This is a genomic window from Halomonas sp. NYA30 (genome assembly GCF_976980765.1).
Map to the genome: position 1 here is coordinate 718,599 of NZ_OZ334477.1, position 17,437 is coordinate 736,035.

Annotated in this window: 14 protein-coding genes and 4 pseudogenes; 14 read left to right on the plus strand and 4 right to left on the minus strand. The window is 49.6% G+C overall.

Annotated elements, in window-relative coordinates:
• Positions 1 to 100 precede the first annotated feature (100 nt).
• Together ACWI0H_RS03325 and ACWI0H_RS03330 are read left to right on the plus strand one after the other, a co-directional pair.
• Positions 101 to 2,455 carry a sensor histidine kinase gene (locus ACWI0H_RS03325; RefSeq protein ID WP_485874832.1) on the plus strand — a complete coding sequence of 785 codons (2,355 nt, stop codon included), beginning with the start codon at positions 101 to 103 and terminating at the stop codon, positions 2,453 to 2,455.
• Positions 2,452 to 3,375: a PleD family two-component system response regulator gene (locus ACWI0H_RS03330; protein ID WP_485874834.1), complete on the plus strand. Its 924-nt coding sequence runs from the start codon at positions 2,452 to 2,454 to the stop codon at positions 3,373 to 3,375. The genes ACWI0H_RS03325 and ACWI0H_RS03330 overlap by 4 nt, the downstream gene beginning before the upstream one ends.
• On the opposite strand, the gene ACWI0H_RS03335 is transcribed toward ACWI0H_RS03330, so the two are convergent.
• Positions 3,331 to 4,629 carry a DNA cytosine methyltransferase gene (locus ACWI0H_RS03335; protein ID WP_485874836.1) on the minus strand — a complete coding sequence of 433 codons (1,299 nt, stop codon included), beginning with the start codon at positions 4,627 to 4,629 and terminating at the stop codon, positions 3,331 to 3,333. The genes ACWI0H_RS03330 and ACWI0H_RS03335 overlap by 45 nt on opposite strands.
• 836 nt (positions 4,630 to 5,465) lie before the next feature.
• Here ACWI0H_RS03335 and ACWI0H_RS03340 point away from each other — a divergent pair.
• Positions 5,466 to 6,293, plus strand: coding sequence for a hypothetical protein (locus ACWI0H_RS03340; protein WP_485874838.1), 828 nt, complete (start codon positions 5,466 to 5,468; stop codon positions 6,291 to 6,293).
• Positions 6,294 to 6,376: 83 nt separating this feature from the next.
• Positions 6,377 to 6,559, plus strand: a pseudogene (locus ACWI0H_RS03345) (transposase); the annotation flags it as partial.
• Between the two features lie 35 nt (positions 6,560 to 6,594).
• Here ACWI0H_RS03345 and ACWI0H_RS03350 read toward each other — a convergent pair.
• Positions 6,595 to 8,165: pseudogene (locus tag ACWI0H_RS03350) on the minus strand (IS3 family transposase).
• A gap of 77 nt (positions 8,166 to 8,242) precedes the next feature.
• On the opposite strand from ACWI0H_RS03350, the pseudogene ACWI0H_RS03355 reads away from it, so the two are divergent.
• Together ACWI0H_RS03355 and ACWI0H_RS03360 are read left to right on the plus strand one after the other, a co-directional pair.
• A pseudogene (locus ACWI0H_RS03355) lies at positions 8,243 to 8,916 on the plus strand (IS5 family transposase); the annotation flags it as partial.
• 134 nt (positions 8,917 to 9,050) lie between these two features.
• On the plus strand, positions 9,051 to 10,001 hold the full coding sequence (locus ACWI0H_RS03360) for a hypothetical protein (protein WP_485874840.1): 951 nt from the start codon (positions 9,051 to 9,053) through the stop codon (positions 9,999 to 10,001).
• A 587-nt stretch (positions 10,002 to 10,588) separates the two neighbouring features.
• Here the strand turns inward: ACWI0H_RS03360 and ACWI0H_RS03365 are convergent.
• Positions 10,589 to 11,890, minus strand: a complete 1,302-nt coding sequence (locus ACWI0H_RS03365; RefSeq protein ID WP_035565795.1) for an IS1380 family transposase — start codon at positions 11,888 to 11,890, stop codon at positions 10,589 to 10,591.
• Positions 11,891 to 12,461: 571 nt separating this feature from the next.
• Here ACWI0H_RS03365 and ACWI0H_RS03370 point away from each other — a divergent pair.
• The 3 genes and pseudogenes from ACWI0H_RS03370 to ACWI0H_RS03380 form a co-directional block, all read left to right on the plus strand.
• Positions 12,462 to 13,424: a ribonuclease Z gene (locus ACWI0H_RS03370; protein ID WP_485874842.1), complete on the plus strand. Its 963-nt coding sequence runs from the start codon at positions 12,462 to 12,464 to the stop codon at positions 13,422 to 13,424.
• A 223-nt stretch (positions 13,425 to 13,647) separates the two neighbouring features.
• On the plus strand, positions 13,648 to 14,214 hold the full coding sequence (locus ACWI0H_RS03375; protein ID WP_485874844.1) for a hypothetical protein: 567 nt from the start codon (positions 13,648 to 13,650) through the stop codon (positions 14,212 to 14,214).
• Positions 14,215 to 14,234: 20 nt separating this feature from the next.
• Positions 14,235 to 14,318 (plus strand): annotated as a pseudogene (locus ACWI0H_RS03380) (DsbA family oxidoreductase); the annotation flags it as partial.
• 36 nt (positions 14,319 to 14,354) lie between these two features.
• Here ACWI0H_RS03380 and ACWI0H_RS03385 read toward each other — a convergent pair.
• Complete coding sequence (locus tag ACWI0H_RS03385; protein ID WP_485874846.1) at positions 14,355 to 14,774, minus strand: hypothetical protein; 420 nt, start codon at positions 14,772 to 14,774, stop codon at positions 14,355 to 14,357.
• 98 nt (positions 14,775 to 14,872) lie between these two features.
• On the opposite strand from ACWI0H_RS03385, the gene ACWI0H_RS03390 reads away from it, so the two are divergent.
• The 5 genes from ACWI0H_RS03390 (at position 14,873) to ACWI0H_RS03410 (ending at position 17,287) form a co-directional block, all read left to right on the plus strand.
• Entirely contained in the window at positions 14,873 to 15,526 is a 654-nt protein-coding gene (locus tag ACWI0H_RS03390) for a DsbA family oxidoreductase (protein ID WP_485874848.1), read from the plus strand.
• Positions 15,527 to 15,694: 168 nt separating this feature from the next.
• A complete protein-coding gene (locus ACWI0H_RS03395) occupies positions 15,695 to 15,940 on the plus strand; it encodes a type II toxin-antitoxin system CcdA family antitoxin (protein ID WP_485874850.1) in 246 nt (81 codons plus the stop codon).
• Positions 15,940 to 16,239, plus strand: a complete 300-nt coding sequence (locus ACWI0H_RS03400; protein WP_485874852.1) for a CcdB family protein — start codon at positions 15,940 to 15,942, stop codon at positions 16,237 to 16,239. Before ACWI0H_RS03395 ends, ACWI0H_RS03400 begins: the two co-directional genes overlap by 1 nt.
• 69 nt (positions 16,240 to 16,308) lie before the next feature.
• The gene (locus ACWI0H_RS03405; protein ID WP_485874854.1) at positions 16,309 to 16,491 is read left to right on the plus strand and encodes a hypothetical protein; all 183 of its coding nucleotides are present in this window, start codon (positions 16,309 to 16,311) and stop codon (positions 16,489 to 16,491) included.
• Between the two features lie 46 nt (positions 16,492 to 16,537).
• Positions 16,538 to 17,287 (plus strand): sulfite exporter TauE/SafE family protein, encoded by a 750-nt coding sequence (locus ACWI0H_RS03410; protein WP_008958837.1) that lies wholly within the window; start codon positions 16,538 to 16,540, stop codon positions 17,285 to 17,287.
• Positions 17,288 to 17,437: the final 150 nt, after the last annotated feature.

Here is a 17,437-nt window from a genome sequence, read left to right on the forward strand (position 1 = left end):
GAAGGAGCTCTTGTGCTCATGATACTGTATGGCTGAAAGCTTTTAATGACGGGAGAGTGTTACTCTTTTCGTTGCATATAATCATAAGAGGAAGACCAGCTTGTCTGATAAGGGGAACTTACATTTTGATGTCAGCACTGGCCTTAAGCGTGTACTTGGCCGGGAACTCATAACGGATGACGAAGTCGCGATCTTCGAGCTCGTTAAGAATTCTTTTGATGCTGGCGCAGACAACGTGCATTTGTATTTCGGCGACGACATGATTGTTATCGCGGACAACGGTTCCGGTATGTCCTATGAAGACCTCACAGACAAATGGCTGTTCGTTGCTTATTCCTCCAAGCGCAGCGATCGCCCTGAAGGTGATTTTCGCAATATAGCTGCCGAGCGCCGACACTATGCTGGTAGCAAGGGAATAGGTCGTTTCTCATCTGATCGCCTGGGCTCGGAAGTTGTCATACAAAGCCGACCTCGAGGCCCGACCACCACAGTTCACCGGCTAGCCGTTGACTGGGAGCTGTTTGAGAAGGATGCCAAGGAGCATTTCGAGAAGGTTCCTGTTCGCTATGCCGAGCAGAATGCATTTCAACTGCCGCATGAGTTGAGTGAATTCGAGTCGACCCTGAAGCATGGCACTGTGGTTAGTATTCATCAGCTGAGGCGGTCTTGGCCTCGGCAGCGCATCCTCGATCTGAAAGCGTCGATTGCGAAGCTGATTAATCCTTTTGGCGAACAAACTGATGGCTTTGGTATTTATATCATCGCACCTGCCGAGGCAGCAGAGGACAAGCGGCTTACTGAGTCGCATACCAAAGAAGTAGACGGGCCTCTTCCTAAAGATCTGGTAAACGGTCAGGTCGGTAATTTTATATTCGCTACGCTGCAAGATAAGACGACATTCATTCGGGTAACTATTGATGGTGATGAGCTACACACGGCGCTTACGGATCGTGGAGAGATCATCTATCGAATTGCCGAACCAAATCCATATCAGCATCTTTCGACGGCTGATTTTAGGTGTGAGATCTACTACCTCAACCAGTCAGCTAAGGTCACTTTTGCTCGGCGTGTTGGCTTACCTTCAGTTCAGTTCGGTTCTGTCTTCCTCTTTAGGAATAATTTCCGTGTCTATCCAATCGGAGAAGACGGTGACGATTGGTTTGGCTTCAGTCGTCGTAAGCAGCAAGGTTATGCGCGCTTTTTAGGCACGCGTGAAATCATTGGACGTGTCGATGTTTCTGGGTCCGATGAAGACTTTCAGGAAGCATCAAGCCGAAATCAGGGGCTCATCGAAACTCCAGCGGTAGAGCAGTTGCAAAAGGCGGTCATGGAGCACTGCCTGAAGCGTTTAGAGAAGTACGTGGTTCCTGTGTCTTGGGCCGACAAACCGGATGCCAATACTGACGATCTTTCCAGGCTGATGACAGACCCTGGACGTGCTCGCGTAACTGCCGCGGTCGCCAACCTCGTCGACAATAAAAAGGTACGGCTAATCGAGTATAGCAAGCGGCTAGTCGACTTAATCAACGAGCGCTCTCGCGATTTTGAAACATCGCTAGTCAGCTTGCGTGCGATCGCCGAGAAAACCGACGATAAGGACATGCTCGCTCGGCTCGACTCGGCCGAACGTCGTTTCGATGATTTGAAGAAGTCAGAGGCTGATGCACGCCGCGTTGCCGATACGGCGATGGCGGCAGCCGAAGCTGCAAATGTCCGCGCCGAAACGGCTGAGGCAGAGGTTGAAACAGAGCGGCGGCGTGCGCACTTCATCGAGTCTTTTGTCAAAGTAGACTCTGCCACGATACTAAATCTGCACCATCAGGTGACGATCTATGCGGTGGACATTGCACAGCAGATAGAGAACTTCCTGATTGAGACTGCGGACGAGACATCTATTCCACGTGATACCGTTCTTAAAACGTTAGAACAGATGGCCTTCCTTAATAGGAAGGTAATGTCAGTGACAAAGTTTGCGGCTCAAGCGAACTTTAAACTCGACTCCGAAAAAATTGAGACCGACCTGGCCGCTTTCATTTATGACTACATCGAACAGATTGCTCGCACCACAGGCAGCGCCCGGCTTCAGATATCAGCTGAGAACACTCACCCAGGCATGAAACTACGTTTTAACCCGATTGACGCGTCAATTATTGTCGACAATTTAATTAGTAACGCCAGAAAGGCTAGAGCATCACGCATTCAGTTTGTTTTAAAGAATGAGAATAAGGGTGGCCTTACGATCCATGTGAGCGATAACGGGCGTGGGCTGGCTCAAGGCACTAATCGTTCACAAATTTTTGAGATGGGCTACACGACCACACTAGGTTCAGGCCTTGGCCTGTATCATGTCCGGCAAGCCCTTGGCGAAATGGGGGGCAGTATCGAACTCGATGATAAAGCAGAAAAGGGGCTGGCCCTCATCATTAAAATCGCTGCTAAAGGGAGAAAAGAGTGAGACTCGATTTCAATGTGCTTTGGGTAGATGACCAGCCTGCTAGTGTTGCCCATCAGATCAAATACATTAAGTTGCAGATGGCTGCCGAGGGATTCGAGTTTAAACCTCGCCCATGCTCGACGATTGATGAAGTAGTACAAGTCGTCGAAGATCACGTTTTCGCAGACCAGATAGACTTGATCCTTGTAGATTGGGATCTTGGTAATAACATGCACGGTGAGGATGCGATCGAGCGCATCCGTGAGATTGTCCAGTATAAAGACGTGGTTTTCTATTCTGGGCAGGCATCGGTTGTCGAGCTGCGAAAAAAAGTTTATGAACGAGAGCTTGAAGGCGTCTACTGCGCTAGCCGAGAAGGGCTGGTCGATGAGGTGATCGGTGTCTTTGAGTCACTGATTAAAAAGGTTCTTGATCTAGATCATACACGTGGCATCGTTATGGGGGCGACAAGTGATATCGATCATATGGTCAAAAACTGCTTGGCCTTGGCACATAACAAACTCGATGATACAGGCAAGGCCAATTTGATTGAAGAAGCGATGAAACGTGTTGATAGACAAGTAAAAAACATTGCCAAACAAGGAGAAAAACTAAAAGCTACACCTAGCGTTGAAGCTCTTTTAAAGGCCCATATGCTTTTTACTTCGGACCATCGTCTTCGCATGCTTTCGAGTATTCTGGGTATGGACGAATTCGCGGACTATTCAACCAATGTGGAAATGGTTGAGAGTTATCGTAATGGTGTCGTAGGTAAGCGTAATATTCTCGGGCATGCGGTTTTAGTTCCTAATGGTAAGCCCAGCTCCGTTATCGATGGTGCCGGAGAGACCGTCGACCTTGAAGAAATGCGAGAGCTTCGCAAGTTGATATTGGGTTTACGGGCAGACTTCCGCACTCTGCTGGAAGATATGCAAAGGTGAGTTGACATTTAAGTCGCACATATCCGTCGTTATAGTCTCGCTTCTGAGCAACTTGGCCAATGTTTCTCCAATTGCACGTGCGGCAAGCGGCGGTACTGCGTTTGCCACTTGAGTGAAGCGAGGCACTTCTTGTTTTCGCCGATGACCACCTGAGGTGTACTTCCCTTGGAATGAGTACCAATCAGGAAAACTTTGTAGTCTTGCGTTCTCACGAACCGTTAGTGTGCGTGGCTCTGAGTAATGCAACAGATCGTCCGGCATGCTTGTAATAGTTGGCGATGGACGCTCAGGGTCAAGTACACGCAGAGCCAGCTTTTTAAGACCGAAGCGTGCTCGCATATCAGCTCCAATGCTTACGTTCAAACGACCTTCGGCGTGACTCAGAGCGATAATCTCTTTGAAACGCTCTTTGATGTGCTCAGCATGCCGAGCAAGGCGTAGGTCAGTAGGAGTTTTGCACCCAGCATTCATCAACTTTTGGTAGTGAGTGAGCGGGCCTGAGTAACAAGTTTCTTTGAACCCCTTACTTTCAGTCGACAGTTGCGTGCCATTTGAGCCAACCTCAAGATCGGAAATAGCCGCTCCCGACGAGACTGGTGCGGTTAGGCGCAACGAGCGCAAAAAAGAAGGAAGACTGTTTTGAAGATGTGCGAATGGATCTGGCACATTTAATTCAGAGCGGAAAGCAAGAACAAAGTAGCGTGTACGAGCCTGTGGTACGCCGAAAATTGAAAGGTTGAGCAATTGCTCATGAACTGTGTAATCGTCAGATAGTTCTGCTTTTAGAAGCTGAGAAAAATTTTTGGTCTCGTCTCCGACGCTAAAGTCGAGTGTGAATCCACGGACGTTCTCAATCAAAACCGCTTTAGGTTTGATGATCTCGACCAAATTTAAATAAGAGGCGAATAACTGATTGCGCGGATCATCGTGCTGCCGCCGGCCAGCGCTAGAAAACCCTTGGCAGGGTGGCCCACCTACTAGAACATCAATGCTGCCCGAAATTTCTTCGAGTTGGTCTTGGTATTCATTTATGAGTTCGACGATACCGGTCGGTTCTTTAGGAAGCCAGGATGGCCATTCGTAACTATACGGTGAACGCTCAGCCAGAAGATTTTCGCTGAGAGTCGCAAAAGCGAATCTGTCCCGCTCAATCGCAAAGCATCCTTTCAACCCTGCTTGCATCAAGCCTAGTGATAGGCCGCCGCAACCAGCGAAGGCATCGATGAACCTCAAAGGTTTGGCAGGTGTTAGCATCGTAACTCAACTTTTTGAAAGGCTTGGATGTATATCAGGTAATTATGCACGGCTAGGTGGGTAAGAGCCAGATTGTAGGATAATTCCCCGGAAAGGGGGGACTCAATAATAGAGTTTTCCGAAATTCATGCAAATAGAAATATTGCAGAAAAGCACTGTTTTCAAACAGCCCAATTTTGTCGATTTTGAAGCAAACAGAAAATAGCTAACTGATTCGTGCTTAAACACCAATATCAGATTAATCTGGGTTGCGATTAATCTTAGGATACGATCTCTCTGATGTCTTACGTTGGCTCATTCTGACTATCAGTTGGGTATGAATTTGGCATTGTTAGCAATTAGGCAACCTCCAGCCTTCCATAATTTGCCTTGCTTTCACTTCAACCAGTTGTTCATGCCTGCCGAACAGTTTTCCTCCCAACACAGGCTTCCCAAATGCTTAGCAGCTGTCATCCGCCTACCCCCCGCTCGACTACTTAACGTTGCTACTGGAAAAGCAGTAGTGGCGTGGTAGGAAGATGATGTGTATCAAGCTAAGCTAAAAGTCAACTTGTTGGGGCTGTCAATCAAACTAGCTATTGTCTTAGTGTGGCAACTAACCTAAAAATCAGTATCAAAGAATGAGGCTCATTGAGAATTTATATCCAGTGCTACTGTCAGGGAAAGAACGTGCCAGCATGCGACTTTTAGATAAATATCAAAATTTTCTTTGCTCTCAAGGCAAGCAATGGGGTAGATTCAAATGACGTGGCAACATAACCTCAATGAGTTCGCCGAGATGTTTATTGAGGCTATGTAGTCTTCCTTATAATTACTGTTAAAGTGAGTAAATAATAATGAGTACTGTTTTGTCTCCGAAAGTTGGAGAAAATAGGCTAAGTGAAATGTTATCTGATGAGATCGCAATTGAAACACGTGGCTGGGCAGCACGCTGGTACGCAGAAATGCTTATTGAGCTGTTTTTAAGCGATGGAGCTAAAAGTAAGAGTGAAAAATTTTCTACATTATCGCTCGGCGATAAGATTAAGGAGATTTCACCATATTACTCGAAATCGATAATTGATGATTTATATACAATAGAGCATGTGGGGAATCAGGCATCACACTTTAATTCGGAACGTGAGGTTGCAGAAGATGAAGTTTCAGTTGCTGTAAATAAGGCGGTCAGATTATTTGACCTAATATTGATTGATGAGCTGAAAATTTCTGGCTTGGAAAATACTCCAAATACAGCTACTTTGTTAAGTACCACCCTTCCATCCATAAGGGTAAATGTTTTAAGGGAGTTTGTAAATTTAGAATCGATTGATAATGAATATGAAATGGCGGTTTTGGATAAATACTTGCTAGCTCTAGTAAAAAATGGGCAGCGTGAAAAAGCAAGAAGGTTAACAAAAAAATTGTTAAAGAAATCAGTTTTAAACGATTTTCAGTATAAGTGCTTGGAAAATAAAATAAACATTATCCATAGCAATTTAGATTCACTTCCAGTGGCTAAGTCAATAGAAGATTGCAAGCGAAACTTTGAGGATGTTTTGGCTAGCATGTCCCCAGATGAACTTGAAAAAAATGCCAATTTTATTCGATTGTTGAAAATCATGTATAATAGCGTTACTCCTAGTGACTTTGGTGAGGCCAAGGGAAATACTGTATACTTGCAATAAGTCTACATTTGAAAAAGAATCTAGGTTCTGTCTGAAAAGTCATAAATGTTACGCTACCTCCGTTCATTGAGCAGGAGGGCGATATGACAGGCCGTTACGAGCTTTCTGATCAGCGTTGGCAGATGATCAAGGACATCGTTTCTCCGCCGCAGACCATGGGACGTCCTCGCCGGGACGACCGCCAGATGCTGAACGGTATTCTGTGGATTCTTTGCTCCGGTGCGCAATGGCGCGATCTGCCGGAACGTTATGGCCCCTGGAAGACCGGTAATTTTCAACCCAGTTGTCCAAATGGCTGCCTCTAAGCAGCCCGTTTATTACGCTCAACTTCCTGCAGCTTGCCAGGGTTGAGCGCTACCGAACCAGGTACTTCCCAGTTTCGGGTGTTGCCTGACCAGCGCTGTGGATGTCGGCGCTTGGCGCTTTCATACACCGCTTTGCGATGTTCAAGGCGTTCTCGGTCGACACCTCGATGCCGATCAGCGGGCGTCACGTAGCGAAGGCCACTGTGCAGGTGCTTTTCGTTGTAAGCACGTTCGAACGTCAGCATCCAGTCACGTACCGCGTTTAGCGATGCAAAGCCCTTTGTAGGCCATGCGGGGCAATATTTGACGGTGCGGAACAACGCTTCTGAGTAAGGGTTGTCATTGCTCACTCTCGGTCGGCTGTAAGACATCAACATCCCAAGCTCTGTTAACCTCGCTTTCAGCGTATAAGACGTCATCGGCGCACCGTTATCCGAGTGCAGCACTGGAGGCTGGTGCCAGCAACCTTCGCGCAATAAGGCGCGTTCCAGCAGGTGTTTCGCTAACTCGCCTGATTCCGCATCGTGGACTTCCCAGGCGATGATTTTGCGACTGTAGATATCCATGATCAGGTAAAGATACCAGTGCTGGCCACGCACAACGGAAGAGCAGTAGCTGATGTCCCAGCACCAGACTTGGTTAGGCCCAGTGGCCGTAAAGCTCGTCGGCTCAGGCACTGGGCGACGTGGCTTCATGCGCCCGCGGTGGTGCTGCTGTTGGTGCTTTTTCAGTACCCGATAGAACGACGACTCGGAGGCCAAGTAGACCCCTTGATCAGCCAGTGACGGCACGATCTGAGACGGCGGTAGGCTTCGATACTCGGGGCGATTGCAGGCGTTTAAAATGGCCTGTTCCTCCTCATGAGTCAGCTGATGCGGCTGACTGCCTTGTACCGCGTGTAGACGCTGATCCTCAGCCACAGCGCCCTCCCCAGAACGCCAGCGTTTCAGCGTGCGCTCACTCACGTCGATAATCGCCGCTGCTTGATAACGGGAAGCGCCCCCGGTGACCGCTTCATCAAACAACGCAATGAGCCTTGCACGTTCCTCAAGCGGTGTCAGTCGTCCCCGCCGCTGTTCGGGTCTTCGCCGTACAAGGCGTCGAGCTTTTTTGAGAGCACCAGTAACGAGGTGGTTTCCGCTAAGGCTCTATCTTTGCGGCGCACTTCCGCTTTGAGCTGTTTGATCGTCTTACGGTCTTCTTTACGCTGCTTTTGTGCCGTTTTTTGCTGATCGTCTTGTTGACCAGCGCCCTGGAGACAAGCGGCTTTCCACTGCTGGATCTGCTCGGGATAAAGACCTTTTTCGCGGCAGTAAGCCCCAAGCTCTGTTTCTGACAGGGTGGCAGTTTCGATGACCACCGCGAGCTTGGCGTCTGGCGACCATTCGCTGTCGCTTTGGGTGTAACCCGGCACAGGTACTCCTTTTTCTCGACACTGTTTTAACCAACTATACAGCGTCGCGTCAGAGATGCCTTCTTCAGTGGCAACTGACACCACACTACGATTGTGGGGCGGCAGTAACTTTTTCAAGACAGCCGCTTTACGCTCTTTAGAATAACGTGGCACACGTGCTCCATGCCGCTCCCTCTGGATGTGATTTAGGCGATATTGCCAACTGGACAACTAGGCTGACAGAGGGGGAGACCGTCTATCAGCGCTTCCGACAGTGGCGCGATGATGGCACCTTCGATCAGATGTTGACGCGCTTGCATCTACGTCTGCGTGAAGATGGTTACATGGACCTCGATACATGGATGGTGGATTCAACGTCCATTAGAGCAACTCGGTCAGCCAGTGGTGCTGGTAAAAAGGGGGATCCATAGAGCCGGTAGACCATGCGCTCGGCCGTAGTCGTGGCGGGTTGACCACGAAGATACACCTACTATGCGATAGTCGAGGCTTTCCCATTACGTTTTCACTATCAGCAGGCCAGCGTGCCGATTCGACCTTCCTGACGGGGCTTCTAGAGAAGGTTCGGTTGCCTGGGCGGTCTGGCCGACCAAGAAAACGCAGCCGGTATATCGTGGCGGACAAGGGCTACGACAGTGATGCGCTACGGCACTATTGCACGCGTTACGGCATGCGGCCAATCATTCCGCAGCGCCGTATGCATCGACGCCCAAAGCCTGGCCTTCCGCATCAATTTGACCGGCCGAAATATCGTCAGCGTAACGTGGTGGAGCGTCTGTTTGGCTGGTTGAAGGAAAAGCGTCGGCTCAATACGCGTTATGACAAACTAGCCAGTAGCTTCAAGGCCATGGTGACACTGGCTTGCATTGAGCAATGCATGAGAGCCAACTTTTCAGACAGAACCTAACAGTGATTTATGATGTTTAGTATTTCCGGTTCAAGGTTGGTTCTGTGTTTACGTTGCTTTTTCAAGTTTAGTCCTAGCGTTGGTAACACAATGCAGCTTTAAGCTTAACAGCGTTTTACTATCTGAGGTTTGTTTTGGATTTCAAAAAAGAAAGAGTTCATTGCCACAATAAATACCCTGAAGTTATTCAGTTTAAAGCTGAGAGTAAATTTGAGAAAAAACTGAATAAAGTAAACGGGGTTGCACCATTTTATCCTGTTCAGCTTGGTTATGGAGACGATCCTATATATCAAACATGTATTGGTCACTTAATAGATGGCTTGGAACTCCTTCCATACAGACCTGACTTTATGTTTGACCATTGCTTTAAAATTATTGATGAAGCTGGCAGTTTTTTCTTTTCCAGGAAAGGTGTTAAAGGAATTGTACAAGGCGTTCCTCAGAGGCTCCTGAACCAATCAAGGGAAGATTGGGAATCGATTATAGATCTTTTGGGTGTGAATATTCCGCTAATGACGTGCCGCTTTTTAGTTAAACGGATTTGTGAAGCGCACTTCCTTACAGATGGAAATAGTAAACAGTTAACGGATCGAGCTAGTCATTGTTTTGGTGCCCTGTTTTATAATGAATTTATAAAGCGTTTTGCAGTAGATGATTCTGGTCAAGCAGGAGGCAGCATATCGACTGAGCGAATAAATAAGGGGGCAAGTTTTCTAAAGCTCTATCTGTCCGGTAAAAAAGGTACCCAAAGAGCAAGGAATTCTTCTTATAAATGCTTGGATCTTGCAAATGAGTGTAATGTGCCAACTCCAAACCAGAGAATGGAGCTTTTGCTCTCACTTTTATTGTTTAATATGAGAAACGAAAGGTCTCATGGTGCAGTTCTAAGTCCGTTCAGAACAAGTAAGTCCTCCATTGGTCGGTATGAAAGTTACTATTTTGCTATGATCTGCTCTTATATATTTTGTTTGGGCGTATTAGATCTCAGAGGTTTTGGATCATTATCTGGTGAAAAAATTAAAACATGCGCAGAAAAAATGTTCGTAGACAACAAATATTTTTTAGTTAGTGCGTTTAATAGATAAATTAACTATGCGCCTTTCAGGCGCCGGTTATAGTAAAACTGTGCCGGTTATTGAGGCGTTAGGCAGTAGGTATGCATTGTCACTTTTGTAAAAAATACATCCGTGCGGGGGCAAGAAAGTGCCATCATTGCGGGTCTAGGCAAAGTTTTCTGAAATGGCTAGACGCTCCAGCATTTTTACTCGCGTTCATAGTAGCTTGGGTCACATTTTTGGCCGCAGCCGCTCCCTTAATATTAGATATATGGAAGAGAAGCTATGCTGATGTTGCGGCAACGATCGTCGCTAGCGATAAAGAGGGTATGCAGATTCTTCTCAGTAATAGAGGAAGCATCGGAGCTGGGGTTACAAGGGCTTATGTATCTATACCTAAAGAAGATGGCAAAGCTATCACGTGGCCTATTGATAGCAAAGAATGGGGGCTGCTAGCCTGGATTTCTCATAGTACCTCAGCCAGTACCGCACTCAGGCTGTAACACCGCTAAACACCTACTGGCTCGACTTACATCGGCTACTTTTTAACCACTTTCCGGCGTTCAGACACACTTCCCCCTTTCCCCCATTGCTTCGGGCCGGGGGCGCCCGAGCAGTCAGTTAGGAACCAACCGCCTGACGAGATCGGATAGCGCCGTTTTATAGGGGTAGCTGTCACTCATGAGTACTCGGATTCGACGCGTATTGCGGATGATGACCGCGCCTACTTTGATGAGCTTGAGCCTCAGGTTGCTCGGACTCATGCGCGCGAAGGGCGTGTGCTTCAGATAAGTCCGTAACCGCTCGAACAGCGTATAAGCGAAGCCCGACAAGATCAGCCGCCACTGATTGGCCCACCAGTGCGTGCTGGAGGTCCGGTCAGCAAACAGGCTCAGTTGTTGATCCTTGATCCGGTTCTCCATGTCACCCCGGGCACAGTACTGCTCGTAGTAAAGCTTGAAGCCATCATCGTAACGGGAACTGATGATAAACCGGGGATTAGAGCCTAACTCGCCTTCTTCTAGGCGGGCCACCACCCAGCGTGAGTATTTCCAGGAGTGGGCTTGATACTGGAAGCGGAACGTCCCCGCTACTTTCCCTCCCACCTGCCATTGGGTCTTGCGCACCAGCATCATGGGGACGTCCACTTCCTTGAGCAGCCGGCTGTTCTTGGCGATTCCCACGATGTAGTCGACGTGATGCCGATCACACCAGTTCAGCATCCGGGGACGACAAAAGTGGCTATCACCTCGTAACACGATGCGCGTATCGGGCCAGTATTGACGGATAAAGCGTACCAGTAAGGCGAGGATCGCCCAGCTATGGCGGCTGTCGCTGCGGTCACTGGTGCGCAGATAGCTCACCAGTAAGTGGCGCCCACAGAAGACATACAGTGGGAAGTAGCAGTGGTGATCGTAATAACGGTTAAAGAACTTGCCGGGTTGCTCGCCATGCACGGGGATGTCGGTGCCATCAAAGTCCAGCACGATCTCCTTTGGTGGTTCGTCATGCTGTTCAATGAAGTGATGCCACAGCAACTCATGGGCCTTCACTATTGCTTGCCGATCGGCGTTCTGCTCCACCCGGCACAGCGTCGACTTGCCTGCCAGCGTATCCTCTTCACCGAGCGCTGTCTGAAGGGCCTGATCATAGCGCAGGGCCTCATGGTCGTTGAAATCTTCATAGCCAGCGGCGACACCGAACACCCGCTGACGAACCAAAGTGTCGAGCTTATGACGAACCTGTTCCGGTGCGCGGGGATCATGAAGCACGGCGGCCAAGCGGCGTGTCAGGCGATGCTGTTTATCGACTTCACGAAGCAGGAGTAATCCGGCGTCCGACGTAATGTGGCCCCCGGAGAAGTCGGCTTCAATTTGGCGGCGTGAGAGTGGCGAGAAGGTCAGCTTTTCAGGTACCATTTTGGAAGCGGCTGTTGGTGCTTGATGGATTGGTTAGGTTCTTGAAATCATAGCACTTTCAGCCGCTTTCTTTTATACCCTGTGAGAAATCCGGGCTAGAAGCTGGAAAGTCGAAATTAGTCACTGCGTCCCCTAAATTTGGGCAACTCCCCGTGCGTGATGATTCTTATCGAGAACAGGAAATTATAACGGGGAATTGCAACCTTGTAGTCGAGTTTACATCTGCCGATGGGCACCAAAATCGAGCAGTCTCAAATTACGAATGTTACATGATAACTTTGGCCCCTTGGGTAGAGATACACTAAAAGCCTAATCAGACCAAGCATGGGGACAGCTTTTCGTCTCGGTTTCACCTTCACTCCAAAGCTGCCTGTATTGACAGCTTTGTGAGGATGGAGTGCTAATGCTTTAACCGCAAGTGACGTCTGCCAAGCTTTGAGGATATAGGTAGCCCTAAGCTGCATAAATGTACACCTAATCATCATTGTAAGAATACTAATTGCTAAGTTTAGCTCGTAGCGGTTCATTTCGTTAAAGTCAAAGCGAGTAAAAAAGAGATCACTAATAAACTATGAATTTACTGTTCCTTGGAACATCCGCCGGTGTACCCACCAAAAGTAGAAACGTCTCCGCGGTCGCCTTACGAGAGAGCAAAGGCAAGGGCTGGTACCTGATCGATTGTGGTGAGGGCACTCAGCACCAGGTTTTGCACACGAAGCTGTCGTTTCATTCATTGAAAGCCATCTTTATTACCCACATGCACGGCGACCACTGCTATGGGCTGCCGGGCATACTGGCGAGTGCGGGAATGGGTGGCCGAAAAGCGCCGCTTACCATTGTGGCGCCCGCAGGCATCAAGGCGTGGCTGGAGGCTACCTGTGAGGCCACACAGCTTGTCTTGCCCTTTGCTTTGGAGTTTATCGACTCGGACACGCTGCCCAGCGTTGAGTTTGAAAGCATCGCGGTTATCACTCACAGGCTTTCACACCGGGCGCCGTCCTATGCTTATGGGTTTACAGAGACAATAGTCGACGCCGCCTTGGACGTGGATAAGCTAGCGCAGAAGGGTATTCCGAGAGGGCCGTTGTGGGGGCAGTTGAAGCAAGGGTTTGAAGTTGAGTTTGAGGGTGAGCGGTTAAAAAGCCATGACTACCTGATCTTCAAGCACAAGCCGAGAAAAGTGGTGATTGCTGGAGACAATGACCAGCCTGACTTGTTGAATGAAGCGTGCGCGGGGGCACAGGTGCTGGTGCATGAAGCCACCTACACCGAAGAGATGGCCCAGAAGGCCGGTGATGTGGGGCATAGCTACGCCAAGCTTGTCGCCGTGTTTGCCGAATCGGTACAGCTTCCCAACCTGGTGCTGACGCACTTTAGCCCCCGCTACCAGCTCAACCCCCATGCGTCGCCTTCGATTGAGGACATCCGAAAGGAGGCCCAGCGCGCCTATTCGGGTTCGCTTTACCTGGCGCAGGATTTTAGCGAATACACCCTGGATAAAGGGGGCTACTTTTCTGAAGTGGCGGGCGAATAGCCTTTTCGTATGTCGATCATTCTTGAAAGCAGAGGGCTACTCTAAAATGTATAGCTCAATTGCTTCTGCTCGCGTTCGTTCATAAAGTCATCGGTAGCACTTTCGCCACCTGAATCCATAGAATCACGGCAACACTTTGGCTAGTGAGGTATGTGTGAGATCACCGCAGTCGGTTAAGACACTCGAAAATTTAGGACGAGTTCGTCTTTCGGAGTCTTTTTTTATGCGAGATTTCTTATACTCCGAAATCTCCCAGATTGAAGGGATACCCAATATCCCAGACAATCCTGATCTTGCGATTGAGGCTGGTACGTCTCTTTGCGAAGAGGTTCTCGAGCCTATCCAGCAGCTCTTTGGCCGTATCAGTATTCGTTCCGCTTACCGATCAAGTGCCGTTAATGCCAAAGGAGCAGAAAATAAAAACCAATATAACTGTGGAAGCAACGAGCAAAACTATGCTCATCACATATGGGATTTTCCTGACAAGAGCGGTCACATTGGGGCAATGGCGTGTATCGTCGTTAATAAGTACGTGCCGTACTTCGAGCGGACTGGGAACTGGCAAGCACTTGCTTGGTGGGTGCATGATGCTGTGCCAGGTTATGCGTCGATGTATTTCTTTCCCAAGCTCTGTGCCTTCAACATCGGCTGGCATCAGAAACCTGAAAAATCCATACGAAGCTATATTTCGCCAAAGGGGTGTCTCACCAAACCCGGTATGTCCAATTTCGAAGGAGATCATAGTGCGGAGTATTCGGACATGCTCCGCGAGTTAGGGTTAGGTCTTTAACTTTATACACGTACCATGCTGGACGTTACCTGATTTCGGGCGCCCAGCCCGCCGATGTGTTGGTCGATGCGCTTCATCAGATGGCCGAGGAAAGCGCTAGCCGCCAACGTCCGCCGCCCCTTGAGTGCTTGCCGCGCAGGTCAGTCGCGGCAATAGCCTTCACCTGTTTTCACTACCAGGCAGTCCTCCTTTTCCAATAGCCACTTCATACCGGTAGCTTCGCCGTCGCCCGCGCGAAGCAACTGTGGGCCGTCCTCGCGGTTGAAGCGAATGCCCTCAGCGGTGGCCTGTCCTTCGAAGGTGCCGCGTTGATCAGCATCCAGGCCATACTGCATTTCAAGTAGATAGTGGCCGGGGCCTGCAGGTTCGTCTTTGCTGATGTCCAGAAATAACCCTTCAACGCCAATCCATCGGCCGACCCATTGGTCGGTCCTCTGGTGGTGGGACTGGTTTTGCTCGGTTGATGTATCCGGAGCAGGCGCGTTAGATGAAACGGTGTTGTTGTTACTGCACGCGCTTATCAGCAGCATGGCTATGAGTGCTAACGCTGCTTTTTCCATGGCTGTCTCCTTGTCGGTACTGCCGTTACTCACTATATACACGTACCATGCTTTCTTTAGTTTGTTCGAATTTTTAGACATGTCGAAGGGATATACAAATGCAGAAGGTAAGAATCGACCTAGTATCCGATGTGGCTTGCCCATGGTGCGCGATCGGTTACCGGCGCTTGGAGCAAGCGTTAGAGACACTTAATGGCGAGATCGACGTTGAGCTGGTCTGGCAGCCTTTTGAGCTGAACCGCGATATGCCGACCGAGGGCGAGCCGATTTTGGAGCACTTATGCCGCAAGTATGGCAAGGACGCGGCCAGTATGGAGCAGTCCCAGCGTGAGATCATGGCCGCTGCCGAGGAGCTTGGGCTGAATTTCCGTGGTGCCCTGGAGCGCCGGGCCAACAATACCTTCGCTGCCCACCGTGTTCTTGCGTGGGCCGGAACGCAACACCAAGAGACAGCCCTGCAGCTGGCACTGTTTAAAGCCTACTTCGGTGAGGCGAAAAACCCCGCCGACCCAGAAGTGCTTCGCGAAAAGGCTATTGAGGTTGGGCTTGATGGTGACACAGCTGAGGCCATCGCCCGCTCCGATCAGTACGCGGATGAAGTGCGCGCGGCAGAGCAGCGATTCATGGAGGCAGGGGTAAACGCCGTACCCGCATTTATTCTAGATGGACGCTACCTGATCTCGGGTGCCCAGCCCGCCGACGTGTTGGTCGATGCGCTGCGTCAGGTGGCCGAAGAAAACGCTAGCCGCTAACGTTCCGCCGCTCTTTAATGATCACCGAGCAGGTCAGTCGCGGCAATAGCCTTCACCTGATTTCACTACCAAGAAGTTTTGCTTTTCCATCAGCCACTAGAATAGCAAATTGATGTGCTATAAGTATGCGCATATAGTATGTGCATTGTTATGTGCGAGGAGTGAATCATGCAAACCGCCGAAGTGACCAAATCCATGCGCAAGCCGACGAACCTATCGCTAGATAGTGCTCTTCTAAAAGAGGCTAAGGCGCTGGGAATCAATGTTTCACGATCAGCAGAGGCAGGGATTGCGGAGGCGGTGAAGCTGCATAAGCAGAAGCAGTGGTTGGAGGATAATGCCACAGCCCTTGCAAGCTCGAATGCATATGTTGAAGCGAATGGATTGCCTCTTGCACGGCACCGTCAGTTCTAATGGCCCGTTTCGATATCTTTGAAAATAAGGGTGGGGATGGCTATCTGCTGGATGTTCAGACAGATTTTCTCAGTGGCTTGAACACTCGAGTGGTCGTGCCACTGCTGCCAAAATCCTCGGCACCGTCTCCTGCTCAGAGGCTAAACCCGGTGTTCAACGTTAAGGGCCAAGAGGTTGTTATGGCGACTCAGTACATGGCTGCTGTGCCTGAAAGCGAATTGCGTTTTATTGCGGGTAGCCTTGCTGAGCAGCAAGACGAAATTTCTGCGGCGTTGGATATGCTGTTTTTGGGATTTTAAGTTTGAGCTTGTCGGAAGGCTCTCGGGCGTACCCCGGAAAGCAACCAAAGCCTATTTGGGACGTTCAAAATGAGTCGATTAAATAAAGAAGAGCAGGAAATTCTGGGCGCATTTGATTCGGGAGAGTTGCAGCGAGCGACAGATGCTGAGTCCACGAATACAAGGCATCAGCAGTATGCTGAGGCGATGCTCAAGAAATATGCCAGCGACCAGCGCGCTAACGGCCCACACCCTTTAATCTGCTGCGACTGAGTGGGCTATCCGATATATTGCTAGTGGCAATGTATCGGAGGCAGACATGGTTGATTTCGCATCCCTGCTAATAGTGGCGGGCACATTCTTGATTGCGGGAAGCGTCAAGGGCGTCATTGGCCTTGGACTCCCGCCAGTTAGCCTAGCGCTGCTTACCGTCGCGCTGGATCTGCCAACGGCCATGGCGCTAATGCTTATTCCCTCATTTGTTACGAACATTTGGCAGTCAACGGTGGGCGGAAACGCAAGAGCCATCTTGGCTCGCATTTGGCCATTCCTGGCGATGGCGACTCTTACTGTCTGGATTGGTGCGGCCGCACTGACTCGCGTCAATCTCACGTATCTGACGGCGCTCCTGGGCAGTTTGCTGATTATTTACGCTGTCGTGAACCTGGCCGGGATCAAGATTGTTGTACCCAGCCGCCATGAGGTTTGGGCAGGGCCGTTAATCGGCTCGGCGAATGGTGTGCTTACCGGGATGACGGGGTCATTTGCGGTACCGGGCGTGATGTTTCTTCAGGCCATTGGCCTTCCGAAGAATATGCTGATTCAAGCGATGGGCATGCTATTTATGGTCTCCACGGTGGCTCTCGCGGCGGCGCTGCAACAGGCCAATTTTTTGACACTCCAAACGGGCGTAATGTCGGCAGTAGCGGTGCTACCCGCGCTCGCTGGCATGGTGATTGGCCAGCGAATTAGAGAACGCTTATCCGAGCAGATGTTCCGCAAGGTATTCTTCATTTCACTTCTGATTCTGGGTGCTTACATTATTATTAATACGCTTCAGAAGCTTTAAGTGCCTTTCAAAACCAATAGTGGGCGCACTAGGGTTTGTACGAAAAGTCGGCGAGCGATGGCTAGACAAGGCAAAAATCAACGAAAAACGGACCGGGCTCGCGTGCGAGTTTACAGGGTGTAAATGAGCATTTTGATCGGACTCGCGCAC

What these genes read in the sequence shown, in the direction of transcription:
- ACWI0H_RS03400 (WP_485874852.1), top strand. Translation starts at nt 15,940, where the DNA reads ATGGCCCGTTTCGATATCTTTGAAAATAAGGGTGGGGATGGCTATCTG.
- ACWI0H_RS03375 (WP_485874844.1), top strand. Translation starts at nt 13,648, where the DNA reads ATGCGAGATTTCTTATACTCCGAAATCTCCCAGATTGAAGGGATACCC.
- ACWI0H_RS03385 (WP_485874846.1), bottom strand. Translation starts at nt 14,774, where the DNA reads ATGGAAAAAGCAGCGTTAGCACTCATAGCCATGCTGCTGATAAGCGCG.
- ACWI0H_RS03395 (WP_485874850.1), top strand. Translation starts at nt 15,695, where the DNA reads ATGCAAACCGCCGAAGTGACCAAATCCATGCGCAAGCCGACGAACCTA.
- ACWI0H_RS03335 (WP_485874836.1), bottom strand. Translation starts at nt 4,629, where the DNA reads ATGCTAACACCTGCCAAACCTTTGAGGTTCATCGATGCCTTCGCTGGT.
- ACWI0H_RS03340 (WP_485874838.1), top strand. Translation starts at nt 5,466, where the DNA reads ATGAGTACTGTTTTGTCTCCGAAAGTTGGAGAAAATAGGCTAAGTGAA.
- ACWI0H_RS03390 (WP_485874848.1), top strand. Translation starts at nt 14,873, where the DNA reads ATGCAGAAGGTAAGAATCGACCTAGTATCCGATGTGGCTTGCCCATGG.
- ACWI0H_RS03365 (WP_035565795.1), bottom strand. Translation starts at nt 11,890, where the DNA reads ATGGTACCTGAAAAGCTGACCTTCTCGCCACTCTCACGCCGCCAAATT.
- ACWI0H_RS03405 (WP_485874854.1), top strand. Translation starts at nt 16,309, where the DNA reads ATGAGTCGATTAAATAAAGAAGAGCAGGAAATTCTGGGCGCATTTGAT.
- ACWI0H_RS03410 (WP_008958837.1), top strand. Translation starts at nt 16,538, where the DNA reads ATGGTTGATTTCGCATCCCTGCTAATAGTGGCGGGCACATTCTTGATT.
- ACWI0H_RS03370 (WP_485874842.1), top strand. Translation starts at nt 12,462, where the DNA reads ATGAATTTACTGTTCCTTGGAACATCCGCCGGTGTACCCACCAAAAGT.